This window comes from Microcoleus sp. PH2017_08_TRC_O_A (assembly GCF_020738665.1).
Lineage (GTDB): Bacteria > Cyanobacteriota > Cyanobacteriia > Cyanobacteriales > Microcoleaceae > Microcoleus.
In genome coordinates this window covers 22542-43706 of sequence record NZ_JAEQCE010000005.1, presented here as the reverse complement: position 1 = coordinate 43706, position 21165 = coordinate 22542, and the positions used below count along the sequence as shown (strand labels likewise).

The 21165-nt window shown below is 44.8% G+C and carries 21 protein-coding genes; 8 read left to right on the top strand and 13 right to left on the bottom strand.

What is annotated here, in order from left to right:
* Nucleotides 1-194 precede the first annotated feature (194 nt).
* Nucleotides 195-548: a DUF2267 domain-containing protein gene (locus JGK22_RS02800; RefSeq protein ID WP_293196313.1), complete on the bottom strand. Its 354-nt coding sequence runs from the start codon at nucleotides 546-548 to the stop codon at nucleotides 195-197.
* Nucleotides 549-1168: 620 nt separating this feature from the next.
* Between JGK22_RS02800 and JGK22_RS02795 the strand changes: the two genes are divergently transcribed.
* Complete coding sequence (locus JGK22_RS02795) at nucleotides 1169-1624, top strand: response regulator (RefSeq protein ID WP_293176288.1); 456 nt, start codon at nucleotides 1169-1171, stop codon at nucleotides 1622-1624.
* On the opposite strand, the gene JGK22_RS02790 is transcribed toward JGK22_RS02795, so the two are convergent.
* The 4 genes from JGK22_RS02790 to JGK22_RS02775 all read right to left on the bottom strand — a co-directional run bounded on the left by JGK22_RS02790 (nucleotide 1593) and on the right by JGK22_RS02775 (nucleotide 3562).
* The gene (locus JGK22_RS02790; protein WP_293176290.1) at nucleotides 1593-2009 is read right to left on the bottom strand and encodes a DUF2294 domain-containing protein; all 417 of its coding nucleotides are present in this window, start codon (nucleotides 2007-2009) and stop codon (nucleotides 1593-1595) included. The genes JGK22_RS02795 and JGK22_RS02790 overlap by 32 nt on opposite strands.
* 214 nt (nucleotides 2010-2223) lie before the next feature.
* Nucleotides 2224-2610 (bottom strand): BON domain-containing protein, encoded by a 387-nt coding sequence (locus tag JGK22_RS02785; RefSeq protein WP_293176292.1) that lies wholly within the window; start codon nucleotides 2608-2610, stop codon nucleotides 2224-2226.
* Nucleotides 2611-2846: 236 nt separating this feature from the next.
* The gene (locus JGK22_RS02780; protein WP_293233478.1) at nucleotides 2847-3281 is read right to left on the bottom strand and encodes an alpha amylase C-terminal domain-containing protein; all 435 of its coding nucleotides are present in this window, start codon (nucleotides 3279-3281) and stop codon (nucleotides 2847-2849) included.
* Nucleotides 3275-3562 (bottom strand): glycogen-binding domain-containing protein, encoded by a 288-nt coding sequence (locus JGK22_RS02775; RefSeq protein WP_293176296.1) that lies wholly within the window; start codon nucleotides 3560-3562, stop codon nucleotides 3275-3277. Before JGK22_RS02775 ends, JGK22_RS02780 begins: the two co-directional genes overlap by 7 nt.
* Nucleotides 3563-4333: 771 nt before the next feature.
* Between JGK22_RS02775 and JGK22_RS02770 the strand changes: the two genes are divergently transcribed.
* Nucleotides 4334-4582 carry a hypothetical protein gene (locus JGK22_RS02770; protein WP_293176298.1) on the top strand — a complete coding sequence of 83 codons (249 nt, stop codon included), beginning with the start codon at nucleotides 4334-4336 and terminating at the stop codon, nucleotides 4580-4582.
* A 387-nt stretch (nucleotides 4583-4969) separates the two neighbouring features.
* On the opposite strand, the gene JGK22_RS02765 is transcribed toward JGK22_RS02770, so the two are convergent.
* Nucleotides 4970-5794, bottom strand: a complete 825-nt coding sequence (locus tag JGK22_RS02765; RefSeq protein ID WP_293176300.1) for a cyanophycinase — start codon at nucleotides 5792-5794, stop codon at nucleotides 4970-4972.
* Nucleotides 5795-6149: 355 nt separating this feature from the next.
* Nucleotides 6150-6347 carry a hypothetical protein gene (locus tag JGK22_RS02760; RefSeq protein WP_293149664.1) on the bottom strand — a complete coding sequence of 66 codons (198 nt, stop codon included), beginning with the start codon at nucleotides 6345-6347 and terminating at the stop codon, nucleotides 6150-6152.
* A 506-nt stretch (nucleotides 6348-6853) separates the two neighbouring features.
* Here JGK22_RS02760 and JGK22_RS02755 point away from each other — a divergent pair.
* From JGK22_RS02755 to coaBC, 5 genes are all read left to right on the top strand, one after another.
* The gene (locus JGK22_RS02755) at nucleotides 6854-8764 is read left to right on the top strand and encodes an acetate--CoA ligase family protein (RefSeq protein ID WP_293191627.1); all 1911 of its coding nucleotides are present in this window, start codon (nucleotides 6854-6856) and stop codon (nucleotides 8762-8764) included.
* Between the two features lie 402 nt (nucleotides 8765-9166).
* Entirely contained in the window at nucleotides 9167-11251 is a 2085-nt protein-coding gene (locus tag JGK22_RS02750) for a CHASE domain-containing protein (protein ID WP_293196317.1), read from the top strand.
* Between the two features lie 354 nt (nucleotides 11252-11605).
* On the top strand, nucleotides 11606-12232 hold the full coding sequence (locus tag JGK22_RS02745; protein WP_293176306.1) for an alpha/beta hydrolase: 627 nt from the start codon (nucleotides 11606-11608) through the stop codon (nucleotides 12230-12232).
* 45 nt (nucleotides 12233-12277) lie between these two features.
* Nucleotides 12278-12490 (top strand): DUF2555 domain-containing protein, encoded by a 213-nt coding sequence (locus tag JGK22_RS02740; protein WP_106150386.1) that lies wholly within the window; start codon nucleotides 12278-12280, stop codon nucleotides 12488-12490.
* A 392-nt stretch (nucleotides 12491-12882) separates the two neighbouring features.
* Nucleotides 12883-14085, top strand: coding sequence for a bifunctional phosphopantothenoylcysteine decarboxylase/phosphopantothenate--cysteine ligase CoaBC (gene coaBC / locus JGK22_RS02735; RefSeq protein ID WP_363319089.1), 1203 nt, complete (start codon nucleotides 12883-12885; stop codon nucleotides 14083-14085).
* 126 nt (nucleotides 14086-14211) lie between these two features.
* Here the strand turns inward: coaBC and JGK22_RS02730 are convergent, their stop codons facing one another.
* Together JGK22_RS02730 and JGK22_RS02725 are read right to left on the bottom strand one after the other, a co-directional pair.
* Nucleotides 14212-14598, bottom strand: coding sequence for a transcriptional regulator (locus tag JGK22_RS02730; protein ID WP_293204753.1), 387 nt, complete (start codon nucleotides 14596-14598; stop codon nucleotides 14212-14214).
* On the bottom strand, nucleotides 14567-14914 hold the full coding sequence (locus tag JGK22_RS02725) for a type II toxin-antitoxin system RelE/ParE family toxin (RefSeq protein ID WP_293204751.1): 348 nt from the start codon (nucleotides 14912-14914) through the stop codon (nucleotides 14567-14569). Before JGK22_RS02725 ends, JGK22_RS02730 begins: the two co-directional genes overlap by 32 nt.
* A gap of 170 nt (nucleotides 14915-15084) precedes the next feature.
* Here JGK22_RS02725 and JGK22_RS02720 point away from each other — a divergent pair, with 170 nt between their 5' ends.
* Nucleotides 15085-15555: a hypothetical protein gene (locus tag JGK22_RS02720; RefSeq protein ID WP_293210501.1), complete on the top strand. Its 471-nt coding sequence runs from the start codon at nucleotides 15085-15087 to the stop codon at nucleotides 15553-15555.
* 559 nt (nucleotides 15556-16114) lie between these two features.
* Here the strand turns inward: JGK22_RS02720 and JGK22_RS02715 are convergent.
* The 4 genes from JGK22_RS02715 to JGK22_RS02700 form a co-directional block, all read right to left on the bottom strand.
* Complete coding sequence (locus JGK22_RS02715) at nucleotides 16115-17803, bottom strand: DUF262 domain-containing HNH endonuclease family protein (RefSeq protein WP_293196323.1); 1689 nt, start codon at nucleotides 17801-17803, stop codon at nucleotides 16115-16117.
* A 159-nt stretch (nucleotides 17804-17962) separates the two neighbouring features.
* Entirely contained in the window at nucleotides 17963-19033 is a 1071-nt protein-coding gene (locus tag JGK22_RS02710) for an aromatic ring-hydroxylating dioxygenase subunit alpha (protein ID WP_293196325.1), read from the bottom strand.
* Complete coding sequence (locus JGK22_RS02705; protein WP_293204749.1) at nucleotides 19033-19719, bottom strand: class I SAM-dependent methyltransferase; 687 nt, start codon at nucleotides 19717-19719, stop codon at nucleotides 19033-19035. The genes JGK22_RS02710 and JGK22_RS02705 overlap by 1 nt, the downstream gene beginning before the upstream one ends.
* Before the next feature lie 93 nt (nucleotides 19720-19812).
* Nucleotides 19813-20973, bottom strand: coding sequence for a low temperature requirement protein A (locus JGK22_RS02700; protein WP_293176320.1), 1161 nt, complete (start codon nucleotides 20971-20973; stop codon nucleotides 19813-19815).
* Nucleotides 20974-21165: the final 192 nt, after the last annotated feature.

The window sequence follows — 21165 nt, the reverse complement described above, 5'->3', positions numbered from 1 at the left end:
CCCATCCCACAAATATGTGTAAATTATTTAATTTGCGATCCTAACTGGGTTTCTCAACAGACTTTGATGCGGACTAAAGTCCGAACGATCAAACCAATCTAGAAACCGGGTCGATCGCACAAGCTTCTGACTGAGAGTGCAGAATGCTGGAAGAGTAAACCGGTTGCTCAGTATTTATACTGGGAAATATCCCGTTAAGCCGACTCCCAAATTTCCCGAATTCTCTCCGGCAAAAAGCTCGCTATTTCCTGAATTCGCTCCTGGGACAACTCATCCTTCGTTGCCGAAAATACACCCGCGATCGCAGTTTCCGATTTTACTCCCGAAGGAAGTGAGCCTTCTAGTTCGACCCTCCGTACAAACAAATTGGAATCGATGCCCAAAGGTGCAGGCCCGCGCAAAGGCTCACGCACCCGGCTTAGCAATCGTACCAGCGGATTCGTATCTTTCCAGAGGTCAGCTATTTCTGTTTGGAGGGTTTTGTCGTCCGTAGGTAAAACTTCTTTGTGCAGTTCGGCTTCCACGCGATCGCTGGCTTCTGTTGTCATCAAATCGCGCGGGCGGGCTTTCAACCAATTCTTTCTGGTAAGTTAAGTCGTCTCTGATTGCAATTGTCATCAACATCTCCTAGGTTAATATCTGGTAAACAGTCAGTAAAAAATGATATTTTTACGGGTTTAATTAGCGATAATTACTACTTAAAAACATTGAAATCTAAACCGGAGAAATAAGTATCTCTCAGCAGGTGGAAGTTGTTAAATTTATGTGCCTCATCTAATCTTTCTTTAGGTAGATACACGGAGGATATCAGTAGTGTAATGTTGAGGGAATTCTCAAAAACTGCGGCCACTCTTCAAAGCAAAAATTAAGCTAGGATAGTTTATTAGCAAGCTTTTTCCTAGTAATCGCCTCTTGTTGTCAAAGCTGACGCAACCTTAGGGCGTAAGTTGGCAATTTGCCCGGGGATCAGTAAAATTATGGAGATACTGTGGGAGCGATCGACTGGTGCAGTCTTTGCCAGAACTCGCAGCCATATTGTACAATCTGGTTAGACCGAAGACTGGCCATCTGAGAGCTACAAATACGAGCCAATCTGTTTCAAGTGCCCGAGCGCCACTTGAAGAATGCCTCGGGTACAACTTTTACGATCGTTTTTCGATCTGGATTTATGAACTACCCTACGTGGAATCAGCATTTGGAATCTTCTTTAAATATGGGTCACCTGGCGGTTGACAAGCGTCCTCTCGTATTGGCTGTAGACGACAATCACGATAACTTAGAGCTGCTGACGCAAATACTCGATTTATTCGGCTGCGAGTGCGTAGGAGCCATGGACGGGTACAGTGCTCTTTCGACAGCAGTCTCGCGCTCTCCCGACTTAATCGTACTCGATATTTGTCTGCCCGATATAGACGGTATAGAATTAGTAAAGCGGATCAGAGAAAACCCGGATCTCAGACATATTCCGATCGTGGCCGTCACAGCACTAGCAAAAACAGAAGACCGGGATCGGATTCTCGAAGCAGGCTGCGTTGCATATCTTTCTAAACCTTTCAACATCAAGGATTTAGAACTAATTATCCGCCACCACCTCAACCATCAGCCACTTCTGGTTGAGTTTTAGACTTAGAAGTAGCATCGCGAACTTGAGGTGCAGACTCCAAAATTGCGATCGTTCCGGCGCGACCGGTCTCCAAAGTGGCATCGCTGAGGAGATCGATCACTCCCACACCCAAAACTTCTTTGATTAAGTCTTTCAGTGGCAATTCCAGAACTGACTCTAATTGCGATCGCACCTGGGAAGCCAAATCTTGCTGACCGTTCTGAGCCAGCAGTTTTTCTGGTTGAGTAATCGCATTTTCGATTACAATGATTAATTTGTTATCCAAAAGATTGCAGAGCGCCTGACTCGTTTGGTGTCCGAGTACAGATCGGTACAAAGCTTGAATCCCTTGCCCAAGACTCCGTTCTAATGTGCCGCGAGTAGGTACTAAATTTTCCCCGGTCATATTTTTTATGTACAGCAAGATCGCTCAAAAAAATACTTAATCGTTAACAGTTAACTTGTTAACCGTTAACTGTTCCCAACAACCGTCGCCCTAGCCAACGGGAGCATCTCAGTTTTGCAAAAAGCATTTTTTTTATTATAGTGCTGTCCCCGCTCGCGTATTCTACAACTCGCGAGCGGGGACAGCACTATAAATGCCAAACTGAGATGCTCCCCTAGCCAACAGTAACTTGATTGGTTTCCACCCCAGTTGCACCATTAATGCTTTTAGCAATTGTCACCAACTTGGTTACAATTTCCTGACTGGGAACTGTACCTTTGAGAACCACCGTAGTACCGTGTTGAGCAACATAAACAGTCTCAATGTCCGCCACATCAGGATTTGCATCGAAAGCCTGAGCCACCCGTTTAGCTAAACCGCTTTGATCGTATTCTCCATTCAATCCCATGCGTTCCGGCGGGATTGTTTTAGTCGCAGCCGCAGCAGGTTGAGTTTGAACTTGAGCTTGAGATGGAGCTACAGGTGCTTGGTAAGCAGGAGCTTCCACATTTTCTTGATTTTCCAGTTTTTCTAAACCAAACAGTCTTTTTAGCCAGCCCATAGAAGTTACCCTCTCACAATATTTTTGTTAATTGACATTTGGCACGGCGCCGTACAATTCTTATGCTCAATACCAGGAATTGCGATCGCCATTCAGGACGCATACACCGAGTTGTTGTGGCCATCAGGCTCGGTATAAAAACCCGGTCGATCGAGTTGTATGTGCCAGTCATAAATACAATTTAATCTTCTACAACTTCACCAAACCTCTGCCTGGGGACATAAATTTTTCTCATCTCAAAGAAATACATGAGCCGACCATTCCGGCAAATCAAACTTAAAGTCTTCTTCCCCAACTCCTACAATTTTGTTGTACATCCACTCGTGCCAAGTTCCGGTATCGGGAAAGTTAGGAATACAGTAATCAGATAGATAAGTGTCCGAAAAATTGGCCACCACTACTATTCGCGAACCATCATCGTTCCAGCGATAGTAAGCGAGCACTTTAGCTTCGGCATTTTGGTGGATAAATTCAATGTTTTCGGTGTAAAGTGCCGGAACATTTGTCCGCAATCGAATCAGGTGTTTGTAGTATTCCAACAAATCATGATTCTGCTGATTGTTCAACAAAGACCATTGCAATTTATTCGGCTGGTTGGGGGTTTGGCTAGTGGATTGTCCGAACTCTTCGCCCATCCACAGCATCGGTATTCCTACTGCTGTGACTAGCAAAACTGCTGCCAATTTAGCGCGTTTAAAATATGAGCAGTGCTGTCAATCTCAGTAGCGTAGGGGTCATTAACTTTTACCCATTCGTCGGTTTCAAAACAAGGACTCTGCGACTGCACTCGGAACTTATATTGATAAATACCGCCTGCGAGCTGAATTTTAGTGTGGAAATAACCTCTATCATCTTTTTCTAAGGGAATTTCTTCCCATTTAGAAAAAGAGCCGAGCACTGTAGCTGCTTTGTTGTTGGGAGCGAAGAGTTTGAATTCAATTGCAGCGGCCATGAATACCTTTTACGCAGAACTTATAACTGTGATTAGTATTCATTTTTACAATTTTGCCAATCTGTCGCCATCGTTCTTAAGAGTTAAATCGTAACTCGAATGTTGTCACGAGTTCCGCGCGCACCCTACAGGGTGGTTTTATTGTCATCATAAAAATTAGGTACGTAGTTGGGCTTGGGCCCTCTTTATCTATACGTCTCAAGAGGGCCCAAGCCCAACTACGTACCTTTATCTCTCCGAACCCCTGAATGAAATCAAAATTGTAGCTAAAGTAACTAAAACTTATCGATCGCTGTTTATGAAAATTAATTTAACTTTTGATAACTAGATAAATCGCCTTCAGATATTAATATTTGTAACTAAAGGAACATTTTTTAGCTGACAGAGCTAATACCGTAGAAAGATGTCATTTTAGGCGGAAACAGCGAGGATGAGCTTGTAGTTATCAAGTAAGGGAAACCAGAAAGATAAATACTTTATTCAACTGGATTCTCGGGCGATCGCCTTTAAGTCAAGTTTGAGCGGATCAGAGCAATGATTATTTTTGCTTATACCTTGGTAGCACTTGTTTTTTAGTCAAAGACTGGGAAACTGTGCAGAACCAAAATCAGCTTAAACGACTGCTGCTACCTCAGTAATTGGTAATCGGTGAAAATTTCATCCGTCCCTGTTACCTGTTAGATCTTCCGAGCAGCGGCTAAGATGGCTCTAAAAGTTTAATTTGGGATGTTGACGAATTACCGTTACTGTAAAAACTCTGGAGTGTTAAAAATGCTAAAACAAATGTGTTGGTTGCCCAGATTGGGAGGCAATGGAGAAAAGATATTGCACCTGCGTACCGAAGCTCGTCAAGCGTGGCGGCCTTATACAGCTTTTCCGCAGTTCGCGGTTTCGGACTACATGGAGCCAGGGGGTTCTAAGGGATGGGCAACTTTTCAGAGGCTGATAACTCAAGGGTGGAATTTAGTATCGACTGAAGATGGGCAGCAGTCGTTTTTTGACGAACAAAAAAGTGCTTAAAAAAGCAGAAACGGCAGCAATAAAAGAAGAGGTAAAATCCTCTTCTTTTTATTAGTGTCTTGGACGAAGTATCAGGTTTTTTTAACCCTGAGATCGTGTCCGGTGGATTACCATCACAAAAATGTTCGTAGTGCGGACTTCAGTCCGTAAAAAGCTGCGGACTGAAGTCCGCACTACGAACAAAAAGGTTTGTAGTGCGGACTTCAGTCCGCTCTCATGCAGCTTCTATAACCACTAAACTAAGAGGGCCCAAGCCCAACAACGTACCTCATAGGAGAGCTCGATCCGCTATACTTCGTTCAAGCACTAAGGTGCGATCGATCGCACCCTAGATAATTTTGAGATTTTTGGACAGTTGCAGGTAAGTTGCCCGATCGCCCTTTCTGACTATGCTACCGTTGCTACCCTATCGAGCATCGGCTGGCGAGTTTTCAAATTAAACCGGTATCCGTGGGGGAGGATGTGCAACTTGGCCCCGCAAATCGCCAAAGCCTCATCCTTCAACAGTCCATCCATATTGTCGTGGAGTTTTTCCGACTCGTCGATGACAGTTACAGCCCCTTCGCCAATGACTTCAACCACGTCACCGCTGACTAAAATAGCTGTATTTTCGTCAATCCCAAATCCCAAGACTGCTGGTTGCAACAAGAGTGCAGCAACTAAGCGTCCCAGACGGCCTCGCTGGGCGAAATGCTGGTCGATGACAATTCCCGGCAGGAAACCCATTCCCGGGCCCATTGCTACCACGTCAACGCGAGGATTTGTCTCGGAGTCTCCTTCAATAATCATCATGTCTGGCATCATCGCCGCGCCTGCACTGGTGCCGCCAATAATCGCCCCTTCGGAGTAGCGTTTGTGCATAGCTGCGTCGAGTTTGGTATCTTTCAAGCAGCTAATAATCCGCGCTTGCTCCCCGCCGGTAAAGAATATGCCAGTCGCTTGTTCGATCGCTTCTAAATAATCTGGATTGTCAGCATCTTCGGCTTTCTGGGTGTCAACCACTCGCACATCTTCAGCGCCCAGCCTCTCAAACACTCTGATGTAATTATCTCCGACTTCTCCTGGGAGGCTGGTAGCAGCCGTCATCACTACAATGCGGGCTTTAGTGCCTCCAGCACACCGCAAGAATTCCCGCAGAATTTTGCAATCCCCGTCTTTGTCTTCGGCGCCGCCAATAATTAGCAACTTTCCCTGATTTTCGCTGCCAGCCATACGATCTGCACTCTTAATGGATTATATTTCACTAAAACATAACATTTTTGTTTCCTAACACTGCCAAAAGGTAGAGATTGATACAGAATAAACATCTGATTTTGATAGGTGTTGGAAGCACGCAACTCAAGCATTCCGGTTATTTCGCTCGAATGCGGGGCTGTAACGCGATTTTTTATAAAAAACTAACCCCTCCTCAGGCCATGGAGGAGGGGTCAAAAAATGAGTTTACATTACAGTCTTGGACGCGCGACGGGGTATCAACCCGATTTCTGACTGGAGACTTCACCCATAAACCTCTTATTTTTCGTATCAACCGGGTCGATCGGCGCTTCTAGATTAGTTCGATCGCGAATTAGTGCGATCGCTCGATCAAATTGCTCAATACTGTACGCGCTCGTTCCAAAGGCAGGTGTCGGGGTTTGCCGTTCCAGACAATCTGATATTCGTTGCTGTGTTGACCGTCACCGTACCCAGAAATCAGCTTTAAGTGAAATGCTTCCTCAGCTAATTGATGAACTTGATCCCTGAGAGCAGTTTGTGCAATCTTCATAATTCTCTGCCTCTTAAATCCTTTTTCACAGTCATAGCCAATTTTAATTGGCCGTGTACCTCTCAAAAGTTATAGCTTTTTTTCATTAGTGATTAATAATTTAGTGATTAGTCATTTAGTCATTAGTGATTAGTATTCGTAATGGCGAATTGGTAATTGGGAATTGGTAATTGGGCAATTCTCCCCCTCTCCCTCTCTATCTTCCTCTCCCTCTCTCTCCCCCTCTCCCTGTCTTTCTTCCTCTCCCATTCTCTCCCTCTCTCTGCAATATAGTGGCGATCGCACCCCATGAGGTATGCCAGATTCTGCGAATGTCAGGATTTGTAAACGGTGGCGTCTGTACCTCCAAAAACCCGATCGAGTCTATATGCGCGATCGATTACCGATTACCGATTAGCGGACATACCTCATCTGTCTGAGACTCTACAATATCTATACCCATAGGTAGTACCCAATGCGCCGACAAGAGAGCTAGTGTGACAAGTTAGCTCAAAGGAGGTCAAAAAATGCTTCAAGAAAAAAATACCGAGATAGCCCGCGTCAATGCGCGAAAAACCGATGTTTTTGATATTTTCAACTTCAAACATTACATCGGGCCAAACCCTTATTTAGAAACAGCGGCTTTAGTTTTCGATTTTGCGGTGACGGAGGCGATCGCACCACAGCCGATCGCACATTATCATGAAATTATTGGCGATCGCTACCCGCAACTACTAGGCGAAACCTTCACGAACCACGCCCAACTGTTCGGCCGCACCGCCTCAGAAGTAGCAAAACTCGACATGGGTTTGCACTTCCAACACTGGAACGTCAAACCATTTTCTCACTTTAGCAGAATCAGCATAGAAGCACTTCATGCCCGCAGCGCCAGAGCCGTAGTTTACGCTGTTTGGGATTGGTTTGAAGCCATCAATCAAAATCAAGATTTCCCCCTAGAAGCACAAATTGGCGCGCTGCAAAATATGTTCCGCCAGTCTGTTTACGGAGGCCCGACAGTTTATTCATTAATGCGATCGGCATCCCAAAAAGGCATTCCCACATTTTATTTGTGGGATGAAGGATTGATGCAATACGGTTACGGTAAAAAACTGGTGCGTGGCTCTGCCACAACTTTTGATTCCGACAGTCATTTAGACTCGGATTTTACCACACGCAAAGATGATTGTAAAGCTTTTCTTGCTACCTTAGGATTTCCAGTTCCCAAAGGCGATATCGTCTCCACAGAAAACGGAGCTCTGGGAGTTGCAAGAGAAATTGGCTACCCAGTTGCTATCAAACCAGTAGTCGGTCATAAAGGAATTGGCGTCACCGCAGATATCCGAGATGCAGAAGAATTGCAGGCGGCTTTTAAAAGAGCAGTTAACGCAATTCCCGAAACATGGCCCGTGCGAGTTATTGTGGAAAATAGCATCAAAGGAGCGGATTTTAGGCTGCTGTGCGTTGACGGCAAGTTTGTTTCTGCAACTGAACGTCGGCCCGCTTGGGTAACAGGGGACGGCGAGTCAACTATTCGGGAATTGATCCGCCGCGAAAACCGCAAACCAGAACGCTTGGACACGCCAACTTCGGCGATGAGCAAAATTCAGTCCGACGAAGCGATGGAAATGTACCTGGAACAACAAGGGCTGTCATTGGATAGTGTCGTAGAGCGCGATCGCACTGTATCTCTTCGCAAAGTAGCCAATCTTTCCGCAGGCGGCGTCAGCATCGATGCTACCCGCACCATTCACCCGGATAACATTGTTTTAGCTCAAGATATCGCCCTGCATTTTCGGTTAACTTGTTTGGGGATTGATGTTGTCACAGAAACTCTCGCCAAATCTTGGAAAACCGGGAATTTTGGGATTATCGAAATCAATGCCGCGCCGGGAATTTTTATGCACCTCAACCCGGCTGTCGGAGAAGGGGTTGATGTGCCTTCACATATTATTGATACTTTCTTTGATTCTGGAAAGTCAGCCAGAATTCCGATTATTACGTTCAACCGAATTTCGGTACACGAACTGCAAGAAACAATTGACCACATTCTGTTGCAACATCCTGATTGGACAATCGGTGCTGTTTGTCGCACTGGACTTTTTGTCAACCGTTCTGAAAAGGTTTTGCATAAAAATTACAATCTTAATGTGCAAACTTTGCTGCGAAATCCTAAACTCGATTTGTTGATTGCTGAATATCCCGAAAATGTTTTGGAAGCTGAGGGAATGTTTTATCAGGGCAGTAATATGGTGGTGCTGGATAATCCGGGGGAAACAGAGATGATTTTGCTCAGGGAAAGCACTGATGATGATACTGTGGTGGTGCGGGAAGGCAATAGTATTTCTATCCGCCGCCAAGGTTTGATCGAACAGTACAGTCTGGAGGATGGGGAACCGTTTACTCGGGTGTATTTGAAGGAAATTGGGACTATTTTGTAAGGTGCAAATTGCTACTTGAGTAAGGTGTGGGTTGCATACAATTAAATCAACACAAAGGTGCGAATTGTTACTCGCACAAAGTAATAAGCGCACCTTCGTGTTGACGGTTAAGTGCAAATTGCTATTTAGGCAAGGTGTGTAGCGCCCACTCAAATTTAACAATCAAGTGCGAATTGCTACTTGTGTAAGGTGCATTCGGCGCAATATACTGAGGTAAAGTAATTGTTATATTGTCGTTACCAAACTAATATTTTCGTAGAAACCGAACTTTATGAAGATAAATTCATATTTGTGCGATCTTAAGTTTTGACACAATCTTGTTTCTGCGCTGTCGATCGTGTTATCAAGGAAATTCAGAACTATTTAAACGAATCGCACTCCGGTGCCAAAAACTCTGGAAATATGAATGTTGCGAGCAATTGGTTTAATTCACTGACGAAAAATTTACAGTCGTATCGCCGCTACATTCCAGCAGCGTTGACTCTTTGCACGGGTGCCGGCTTGTCATTGATAGCGGCTGCCGTTGTCTGGAATTGGGAAAATCAGCGGATGGCAGCAGAATTTCATCAGCAAGCCGATCGCCTGAATGCGACTTTACAGCAAAGCATCAACAAAAACTTAGATTTTCTGTACTCAATTCAAGCATTCTACAGCGCATCTGCTGAAGTTAGCAGACAAGATTTGAGGGAATTCGTTCAACCGGCACTGTCCCGAAATGCTGCCGTCTTTTCTGTAAACTGGGTTTTGCGCGTCCCGGCTGCGGACAAAGCAGCTTACGAACAGACAATTCGAGCCGAAGGTTTTCGGGCATTTCAAATCTACGAGCGAGATGCTGACAAAAAGCCTGTACCAGTAAAAGCGCGATCGGAATATTTTCCTGTCACGTACAGAGAAGCCCTGGAAGCAGATACAAAATCACTGGGTTTCGATCTGGCTTCCAATCCCGAACGCAAAGCAGCTTTAGAGAAGTCGGTGAATACCGGGAAAATAGCTGCTTCGGGGAAGATTAAATTAATTAAGAACGATAGACCTGGAGTGCAACTATTTCTGCCAGTACCTGGCCGCGCAAGTTCTCCAGATAACTCGGCAAACAGCCGCGAAAACCTCAGGGGAGTGATTTCAGGTGTGTTTCAGATTACCAATATGGTCAATTTTTATTTAGAATCACTGAATTTAGACCACATAAATTTTTATCTCTATGACAACTCCGCCACAGAAAAAGAACGGTTTTTGATGCGCTACGACTCGCAAACCAAGCAGTTTATAGATAATCCACAACTAGAACATCCAGAGTTAACTAATCTCCGGCAACCTATCTGTGAAAATAAGAGTGCTTGCACTCGCACATTCAACGTAGCAGACCGCCAGTGGATGCTGCTAGTTTTGCCGGGAAAGGGGTACGATAGTCTGAGCGCCCATGAGGGTTCGCTGGCAATTGGCGCGATCGGGCTTTTGATGAGTGGCAGCTTGACGGCTTACCTGTTGATGTCTCTAGGACGTACAGCCAAAGTAGAACACCAAGTGCGCGATCGTACAATTCAACTAAAAGAGCGCACCGCTGAACTAGAAACGGCACTGACAAATTTACAGTCAGCGCAATTAAAACTAATCCAAACTGAAAAAATGTCCAGCTTGGGGCAGTTGGTGGCTGGAGTCGCTCACGAAATTAACAATCCTGTCTGCTTTATTTCTGGCAACCTGAGCCATACAGGCGAATATACTCAAAACTTGCTGGAACTTGTGAAAATATACCAGCAGCAATATCCCAACCCAACGCCAGAAGTACAAGGAAAACTACAAGAGATCGATTTGGAATTCATTAGTGAAGACTTGCCTAAACTCCTAAAATCGATGAATGTAGGAGCCGAACGCATCCGCCAGATTGTGCTTTCTCTGCGAAATTTTTCGCGTTTGGATGAAGCTGAAATGAAGTCGGTCGATCTTCACGAAGGCCTTGACAGTACCTTGATGATTTTGGACGGTAGGCTAAAAGCTAGCGGTGATTTTCCCGGCATTAAAATTATCAAAGAATACGGCAAATTGCCCTTGGTGGAGTGCTGGGCAGGACAATTAAATCAGGTATTCATGAATATTTTAAGCAATGCGATTGATGTTTTGTATGACGGCGAAAAAAATAAACATTTAATCGCAAAATCTTCCTCAGAGTCGCCTTTTTTACCTACCATTGTGATTCGCACTGAACTTTTAAGTTATAATTGTGCGTGCGTGCGGATCGCGGACAATGGAGCGGGCATGACGGAGAAGGTAAAACAACGTTTGTTTGAGCCATTTTTTACTACCAAACCTGTAGGCAAAGGTACCGGATTGGGATTGTCGATTAGCTATCAAATAGTGGAAAAACATCAAGGTTCGCTCAGGTGCGTATCGGCTCCGGGAGAGGGAACTGAATTCTGGATTGAGGTACCCGTGCGGCAACAGCCCGAGCAATCAGTTGCTAATATTTCATCAGCGGTACGCGTCAGTTGACAGTTGACAGTTGACAGTTGACAGTTGACAGTTATATGGCGGTGCCAAGAGTGCGGGCCCTCTTAGGAATGAGAATTAAATAACTTACAATTTTTATTGTTATTGTGGGATGGGCGGGAGAACCCGTTCTTTCTAGACGGGCGGGACGCCCATCCCACAAATATGTATAAATTATTTAATTTGCGATCCTTAATTGACAGTTGACAGTTTAAACAATACCGATGCAACCGGAAACGATATTAGCAAGCACATCCTAATTTACATTTAAATATTACCGAAAACAAATATCTGGGATTTTACGCGCCGCGACAATTTATCATTGTAGTAAGGTCTGATTACCAATTACTAATTACGATGTCTTTACAATTTATTAGCATTCCGCCAACCACCGATCGCAAACCAGTCGCTTTAATTGTCGCTTTGCACGGATGGGGTGCTAATGCTCGGGATTTGACTGCGTTAGCACCGGCTTTCAATTTGCCGGATTATCAGTTTGTGTTTCCCGATGCTCCGTTTCCCCATCCCCAGGTAATGGGTGGCAAAATGTGGTATGACTTGGCAAACAAAGATGCTGAGGGATTGGTAGAAAGCAGGGAATTGCTGAAGGAATTATTGCTGTCTTTGGAAAGCAGCACGGGCGTGCCTTTGTCTCGCACGATTTTAGGAGGCTTTTCTCAAGGCGGGGCGATGACTCTGGATGTGGGTTTGACTTTGCCCGTAGCTGGTTTAATTTGTCTGAGCGGTTATTTGCACTCGTCGATTTCGCCCGTTGCTGGGAGTGCTTTGCCGCCTGTTTCGATCGTGCACGGTACTCAAGATAATATTGTGCCCGTTAGTGCTGCGGTGCGATCGCGCGAGAGTTTGACTGCTTGGGGAGCACCCGTGCAGTATCGAGAATTTAACATGGGACACGAGATTCTGCCGGAAGTTGTAGATGTAATGCGAAGTTTTGTTGTAGAAACTGTGTCTAAATCTGATTAAAGGCTTAGGATATAGTATGGCGGAAGTCTCGGGCAGGGTCAAAAAATGAAAACTTTAACCAAAGCATCGCGCGATATTGCTGTACTTACTTCTCAGGACGTGGCAGAATTGGCTGTCCGTTTGGAGGTTGACGATTATACAGATCCTTTTGAGGGATTGAATGATTGGCATTTGTTGCGATCGCTTGCCTTTCAGCGGCCGGAGATGGTTGAACCCTATCTCCACCTTCTGGATATGGAAGCCTACGACGAAGCATAGGCTTAAAAATCTAGCTCAAAATTTCGACGGGATTGAGGAAGAAGTTAGCAGCATATTTTGTTGCGGATTGAACAGATGAGTTATGGATTTTTGTCTGTTTTCATCTCAACTTCTTTCTTGATTCTTTTTTATTGAAATATGAAACAAGGTTGGTAGTGAGGACTTTAGTCCTTCATGGATGCGGACTAAAGTCCTCACTACCAACCAATCTTATATCCAAATAATATTATAAGTAAGTCGTTTTTTATCTAAAGGGAGCATCTCATTTTTGAAAAAAGCATTTTTCATTATAGTGCGAGCGTCCCCGCTCGCGAGCAGTATAATACTCGCGAGCGGGGACGCTCGCACTATATGCAAAACTGAGATGCTCCCTATCTAAAATATAAAATCCTATGGTGAAAGGTAGACGAATTTTAATCGGCGTTAGTGGCGGGATTGCGGCTTACAAAGTTTGTGAAGTAGTTTCAACTTTAGCAAAAGCAGGAGCTGAAGTTAAAGCAATTCTTACGGATGCGGCCGGGGAGTTTGTCACGCCTTTGACTTTTGCTACTCTTTCCCGCCATCCTGCTTTTACAGACAAGGATTTTTGGCAAGCAAATCACGGCCGCCCGCTGCACATTCAACTCGGAGAATGGGCGGAAGTTTTTGCGATCGCTCCCCTGACTGCTAATACTTTGGCTAAGCTGGCGGGGGGTTTTGCTGATAATTTGTTGACTAATACTGTCTTAGCTTCTACTTGCCCAATTTTGCTGGCGCCGGCGATGAATACTGATATGTGGGAACAGCCTGCGGTGCAGCGGAATTGGCGGGAAGTGTTGACTTATCGGCGCTATCATGCGGCGAATCCGGGGGCGGGAATGCTGGCGTGCGATCGCGCGGGTGTCGGTAGAATGGCTGAACCTCATGAGATTTTGCCTCATATTGAGTCGCTGTTGTATACCAAGGGCGATCGAGATTTAGCCGGTAAACGGGTGTTAATCAGCGCGGGAGGAACCCGAGAACACCTCGATCCGGTGCGGTTTATCGGCAATCCTTCTACCGGCAAAATGGGCATAGCTTTGGCGCAAGCTGCACTGCATCGCGGCGCGGCTGTGACGCTGGTACACAGCATAACTGGGGAATTGTCGCTGTCTGGTGTACGGGCGATCGCAGTTACCAGCGCCCAAGAAATGCGACAGGCGATGCTAGAATGCTTTCACGATGCCGATTTGACGGTGATGGCGGCGGCGGTGGCGGATGTCAAACCAGTCGATCGCAGTAATCAGAAATTGCCAAAGCGATCGCTCCCCAATTCTTTACCGTTAGCGCCTGTAGCCGATATTGTGGCAGAGTTGGGGAACTTGAAGCAGCCGCACCAAAAGCTCATCGGCTTTGCAGCACAAACTGGGGATATTGTCAAGCCAGCGTTGGAGAAATTGCGGGCTAAGAAGCTGGATGTAATTGCCGCAAACCCGATCGATAAAATAGGTGCAGGTTTCGGCAGCAATACCAATCAAGCAATATTAATTAATACCGCCGGGAAGCAAGTAGAAATTGCACCTTGCAGCAAGCTAGAAATGGCTCACCGACTATTAGATTTTGCGATAGAGCGGTGATATGATTCTCGGTGAATTAACGACCATATTTGTAGGGGCGGGTTCACAAAAAATCTTTGATTCACATTCACAATATCTATAAACCCGCCCTGACCGATGCACAGAATGCGATCGACTTCCAACTCGTTATAGATTAGCAGGTTCCGGGCATAATTCTGATTCCACAAAAGTTGTTGATTCCGACTCGGCCGGCAACTCAATATTTGCGATCGTAATTTCTAGTTTAAACCCTAAAGCTTCAAGCAATTCTACCAAACTGTAAATTTCCGAACCGCCGCTTTCAGTCAGCATCTTGTCGAGTTTTTCGTGATGTTCTTTTGCCGACTCCGAAAGAGCATTCATCCTGATTCGAGCCTCAATCACATTTCTGATGGCATTTCTCAAAAGTGCGGGTTCAGGATCTTTTTCTTCCAAAATAGCCCCGATGTAACCAGCAGCTTCTTCAGCCTCTTTGAGAGATTCAATGAGGTACTCGCGGTAGCTATGACTTGTCGGTGCTTTCACGTCTTTCATAATCTTTCCAGTATGCTATGGCTTGTCGAATATCTTGTTCTTGAGTGCTTTTATCTCCGGCTACCAGGATGACCACCACTGTCAACCCAACTTGTCCGAAGTAGACGCGGTAGCCCGGGCCATAATTAATTCTGAGTTCAAAAACTCCTTCTCCTACTGACTTGATATCTCCGAGATTGCCTTGTTGAACTCGGTCAAGCCTAGACTTGATTCTAAATCTGACATTCCGATCGCGAACGGAATCAAGCCACTCGTCGAAAGGAAATTTGCCATCTGATGTACCGTAACTTGTAATTTCCCTGGGTTGTACTTCCACAATTTTATCCTAATTCTTTGCCAATTTCTATAATAAGGCTGTGAAGCGTAGCTATCCCGTAGGGAATCGCCACCGCCTTCCCCAAGCAAATCATACTTAAGACAGAGGCATGAGATCGCCTTTCAGGTAAACCTTGTGCAGGAAACTTTGATTAAAACAGGGAGTTGTAAATGAACTTTAAATCGATCGCAAAAACCAATCTACTACTCAGCAGCCTAATCGTGAGTCTCGGATTCCAAACACTTCCAGCCGCAGCCGCAGTCACCGACGCGCAAGTTTCCGCCCTCGTAGAAGCGCTGCGACAAGCCGCCCCGCCGCAAACCGCAAATGACGGAATGTACAGTCAGTGGCAAGTTTTACCGAATAATATTTCCCGCTGGGCAAAATTCTGTACCAAACAAGATTTAACACCGCAACAATTTGAAGCCGACGCCACAAAAGCCAAAACAATTGTTACCTGTATCGTCGGCGATTTGCTGCGCGACGAATACAAAGCTAGCAGCAACAATGAATTAACCGCTATCCGCCGCGCCGCTTGCTGGTGGATGACAGGAGAATCCGCAGCTTGCAAAAGTGGCGCCACTGCTACTTATGCGGACAAAGTTGTCAGCGTTTACCAGCAGCAGCGGCCTAAAAAGTAAGGTTTGTGCTGCGGGATATCGATTTTTTTGACCGCAGATAACGGCAGATTAACGCAGATGAATTGCGATTTTTTAGCAGAGGTGTAACCAATCCTATCGAGCCATCAGATGTAGGTTTTGGGCTGTGTAGCCTTCGGGCAAGTTAGAAATATGGGTTGCCTTCTGCTAAGAAGCAAGCTATAATCAGTAATGTACGACCGAACTGTTCGATAGAGCAGTGTAGGCCGCGCCAATTTTTTTCATGTTTCGTTCGCAAGAACAAGAAGAGAACCCAACAACAGGGTTCTATTTTAATTTATGGATGAGTAACTTTTCCTTTGATTTTAGCTTTCAATCTTGAAGCAATGGGTGCATCTCAATGCAAGCGAATATATGCGTAGGGGCGAAGCATGACCGCAGAAAATAGGAGATGATAACTAATAACTTATATGCGGTCATGCTTCGCCCTCTTCCTTGCGCCAGATGCACCCGAAGCAATTTCTGGTTTGATTGTTAATTTTAGCTCTGGCTTTTGTGCTGATGGATAGATAATAGCAATTTGATATCCAATTCAATTATCCTATAAGCGCCAAAGATTCTTGAGAACATTAATCTGCTCTTTCTGTCGTCGAGCGATTACTTCTGGCGTCCATTCCTGTTCCCGCAGCACTTGGGTAGTAAGTGCAAAGGGTGAAACACCTGTTTTAGTGGTGAAATACTTCTGTTTTTTTACATCAAAATCATAATTTTGTGCCAGAGTGTTTTTCGCACAAGATAGTAAAACTAAGTTGCCAAGACGATGTACATATTGAGCGTGCTCTTGCTGATTAGCAAACCACTTCATCCACTCACTATTAGCACCTAGATTTTGGGGAAGTACGTGCTCGACAGTAATGTTGGAGAAGTTGTAAGATGCTTCACCTTCTGACAGAGCAGCATCTAAGCGCACCAAAACATAACGACGAATTTTTTGCATTAGGTAAAGGTCACTATCGAGGACTCTAAGGATATTGTTTGACTCTTCAGGAGTAAACTGGAGCGGTGAATAGGAATTGAATAAATCTTCCTCTTGCTCAATAGCAGTAAGCAATCTGCTGTAACGTTCTATGCGCTCATTGATATTGGCGCGGACAATCATTAAACCTGCGGCAAGGCGGTCTAAATCTCTAAAGAAACGCAGCAAATTATCGGGGTTATTACGGTTACGGTTGCGAGATAGGTAGAGAATGGCAGGTGGTACCCAGTCAAAATTATCAATTTTGTTTAACCATTTAAATAGTTGATTAATTTCCTGTGCACGCGCCTCGCTTTCATAGGTTAAGTTGTAAATGTCCGAAAAAGCCTTAGCATAAGGAGCTAAAATTTCATCAATGAATTGCTGAGGCCCAGCCGCAGGATTGATGTTTTCTTGAAACTCTTTAAGGATACTCTTGCTAAGTTTTTTCTTTTCCTTAATCATGCGAATATGAGAAAACAAATCTTTGAATAACTCGCGTCCCAGATTCTCCTCGGTATCTTCCCACTTTTTAGTATATTTTTCTTGTTGACTTTCGGGTATTTTTCCGATAATGTCAGCTTTCAAGATATCAGTTACAGAAAGATCTAATCCCCTATTGTTCAACACAGAGAATATCCGATATGCAGAGTCAAAGTCAGGCGTAGAAACCACTACTAAGAAGCACTGAGTAATGATGAACTGGGCAAGGCGTATACAGCAATGTTCGCCTATTGCATGGAAACGTTGCAAGAATAAATGTGCATTTTCTTTAATCAGCTTCTGACTATCCATCAGCTCAACACTGTTCAACTCTTTGAGCTTGTTAATACCACCTTCATTTTGAATATATTCCTTGAAAAAGTCTGCATCTCGCTCGCGCAAAGTCAAACGGTAACGATTAGGAGTACCCGCAATCAAGCTGCCTCTTTGGTATAGAAAAGTGGTCAAGTCATTGGCGTGTTCTGTTGGCAATGATGCCCTGAGAGCAGCTAGTAGTATGGTGAGAGTCGTTAGACGTTGCTGACCATCTACAATTTCAGCGGCTGGCTGCTCCGATTTAATCAAAACTATGCTGCCTAGAAAGTAGGGGTTGAGTTCATCAATCGTCTCGTTACCATCTCCCAAGAATGTTAGCAGGTCTTCCAGCAGTTCCCCAGCTTCCTCCTTTGTCCAAGCATAGGGACGCTGGTAGAGGGGAATGGTGAACATAAAGTCATCGCTAAAGATTTTTTTAATCGGATGTTGTTCACCCTTGATGCTGACACGGTTCATGCTTGGTTCCTGTGTTAGGTATGGTTGGTAATTGCTTCCCGAAAGTCAATTTTCCCTGTTGCTAGAATACCATGCTCAAGCTTGGAAAGGCGAACTCTCAACTTAGCCTGTGCAGGCTGGTTCCATTCGTCGCGCCGCAGATGTCAATCTGCGGCTGAATCACCCATTTTCTGCCTGACTTCTCATCAACTTTTGCACGCTACCCAACGCCCGATTTAATTCGTAACTCTTTCTTTCCGAATTCTGCAAAAAAGCCTGCTGTTCTTCCTCAATCATTAACACATCCTGCCGCACCAAACCATCTAATAACTTTTGAGCGGCACCGAAACAGCTATCTTTGATAAACTTGCGAAACCACACAGGCAATTTGTGCAGCCGCCAAAACGCATTTAATGAGGTAAAATGAACTAAATAAGCGCGAGTTGCTGTCTCGCTTACCGGGCAAACTAAGCAGTAAATCTTAAAGTCGCTTCCCAATGTTGAAACCCAGTTCGGGTAAACATAACTCACGTCAAGCGGTTCCGGGTGCAGTCGGCGCAGAGACTTAAAAAATAACTGGGAAATTGACCAAATTTTATCTATTTTGTAATAACTTTGTGCTTGATAGCGAGCTGTTACTTGATGCTCGTCTTCTGCTAAACTATCTAATACCGGATTTGCCCAAGCTTGCCAATCATCGTGCAAGTGTCCGTGGTACATATCCATCAAATTTTCAATTAAAAATGAATAGTGTGCCTGACAGTCGATGACTGAGACTGTGGCAATATAATTGAGATGTTCCCACTCGGGCAAATCCAATAAATCTATTTTTTCGGCTTGGGTTTTGTCGCCGGGAAACAGCCAGATAAAACCGTTTTGCTCCTTGACTGGATAGGAGCGAATTTTGCAGTTAGGTAGCTTTTGGTTTTCTGCTAAATAATCGACTTCGGCGCATTCTCCGCTTGCATTTAATCGCCATCCGTGGTAAGCGCATTCGATTAAATCGCCTTTAACTTTGCCGTGGCTGAGTTTAACTTGTCGGTGCGGGCACCTGTCTTCTAAGGCGTTGATTTTGCCTGTACTGTCGCGGAAAAGTGCGATCGCCCGATGCCACAATATCACAGCTAGGGGCTGACTCTGTACCTCTGTGCTGCGGGCGACTGCATACCATTGCTCCAAATTAATGCCCAACTCGCGGATGTGAGTTTTTTCTCCCCTTGCAGATATCGATTCGATCGCATTATTTTGCATTACAAATTTTCCCAAATTACGCCCATAGAACAACCCAATTTTACAAAATAACAGCCGGGAAAGCAACGGCCGTAAATTCTTTTAAATCTCCCTTCTGACAAATACCTGTCGCTCGCTAAATGCTTCAACCAGCTTGGCGACAATCTAAATTTCAACAATCTTGAAGCATCGCGAAATCCGTATTTAGAACAATCGGGAATAAAATCTCTAATTGCACCTATAATGTAGCCGAGGGTGGCTGGTGTTTCGACTTCTGAGACATTATCTAAAAAGACAATTTTACCCTGCCGATTTAACAAGTTCTTAATGCCTGAGAGGGCGACGGGTAGGTTGGGTAGGTGGTGAAAAGTGGTGGCACTAACTATTAAATCAAATTGGCGATCGAGCGCTAATTGACTGGCATCCATTTGGATGTATTCGATATTGGGGGCTGAGCGTTTTTGACTAGCAATAGCCAGCATTTTTGCTGATAAATCTACCGCCACTACACGCTCGTAATACTTAGCTAATTCCCAAGCCAGAATGCCAGAACCGCAGCCAATATCTAATGCTGTACCTTTGTTGGAAGACAGATTTTTAGTAAAAAAATCGTTCTGGCTTTCCAAGGTGGCAGCGAAATCGTATTCTGTTGCAAAATCATCAAACGTTACAGATTTATTGGGAATTTTCCAGTTACTCTTCAGCATCTATTCTTGCTTTATACTCATTCAACATTTTACCCGCAGATGCACCCAAAGCCACGCGGATGTTTTTTTGTTCCCAAGCTCTGACTTTTCTCCTCAGCGAAACCACACCCACAAACCGTAACTCATCTGAATTGCTAGTAATATTACCAACAAACTCAGGAGAGCGATCGCTCCTAATCCTCCGAAAAGACCTACAATTAGTGTCACAACCGCCGCAGCTAACTTTAAGGCAGGACTCCATATCGGGTGAGCGGGTTCGTCCTCATCTCGGCGCAAAGTGGTTTCTAGTAGAGCAATCACAGCTAAAGAAATCGCTAAAGAACCACAAATTAAGCACCGCACGTTCAAAGGCAGCACTGTTGCTTTCGAGGCAATTACATTGTTGATTCCTGCCGCCGTTGCCGTCACCGACATTACCAGCGGCATATGCAAATATCCCCAAGCAAATACCCAACCAGTTGCAGGTTTTGGAGGCCTGCGAGCGACAAAATCAAAGTATATCCACCATATACCGAAAATCAGCGTCATTCCCAGAATTCCAGTGATGGCATGGGCGAATTCAAAGTGTTCTTTGGCGGCTAATCCTTGAACTACGCTGACTACGGCTTCCCCCAAAACTATAATCATAAATAGTCCGTATCTTTCGGGAAGTCTGGAACTGCTAAATTGGGGGAGTTTTGATTGGTGTCTGAGGGTAAATATCGGGGTATTGATATCTACAAATAAGCCAATTACCCACAAGATAAAACGTGTTGGGGGAGGTGCGAAAACGGATAAGATAAAAAAGGCGATCGAAATACTAGAACCAATGACAAACCGTTTCGCAGTTGGGCGGAAACTCGGTTCGTGGTAACCAGCACGCCACCAGAGAACAGTTACGATCGATCGCGCAAATACGTAAGATAAGGCAAAACCCACAGAGGTTTCTCCTAAACCGTGGTGGGAAAATACCGCCAATCCCGCTACAGCCAAAATTAGGAGAAACGTAAACAATCGATTTTCAATTCCTTCTGTCTCAAACCGCTCATTATAGTAAGTTGCACCGATCCAAACCCACCACGCGGGCAAGAATAGCAAGATGTATTTACCCGCGCCTACCCAAGAAACATCGATCGCCAGATTGTGCGATAATTCGGCAATAATAACTACGAATACCAGGTCAAAAAAGAGTTCCAGCCAGCTAACTTTTCGGTGCAATTGCTGTTCTTCGTCGGTGCGGATTTGCGGTTTTTGCCACCAGATTCTTTTAGCCATAAACCAATGTTTTGTGTGCTAATTTAACTCGAAATAAAATAAAAAGGTTCGTAGTGAGGACTTTAGTCCTTCTATGGATGCGGACTAAAGTCCTCACTACGAACCAGTTTTTTTTAAGGTTCGTAGTTAGGACTTTAGTCCTTCTTCTCCTGAGGACTAAAGTCCTCACTACGAACCAGTTTTTATTCGTGC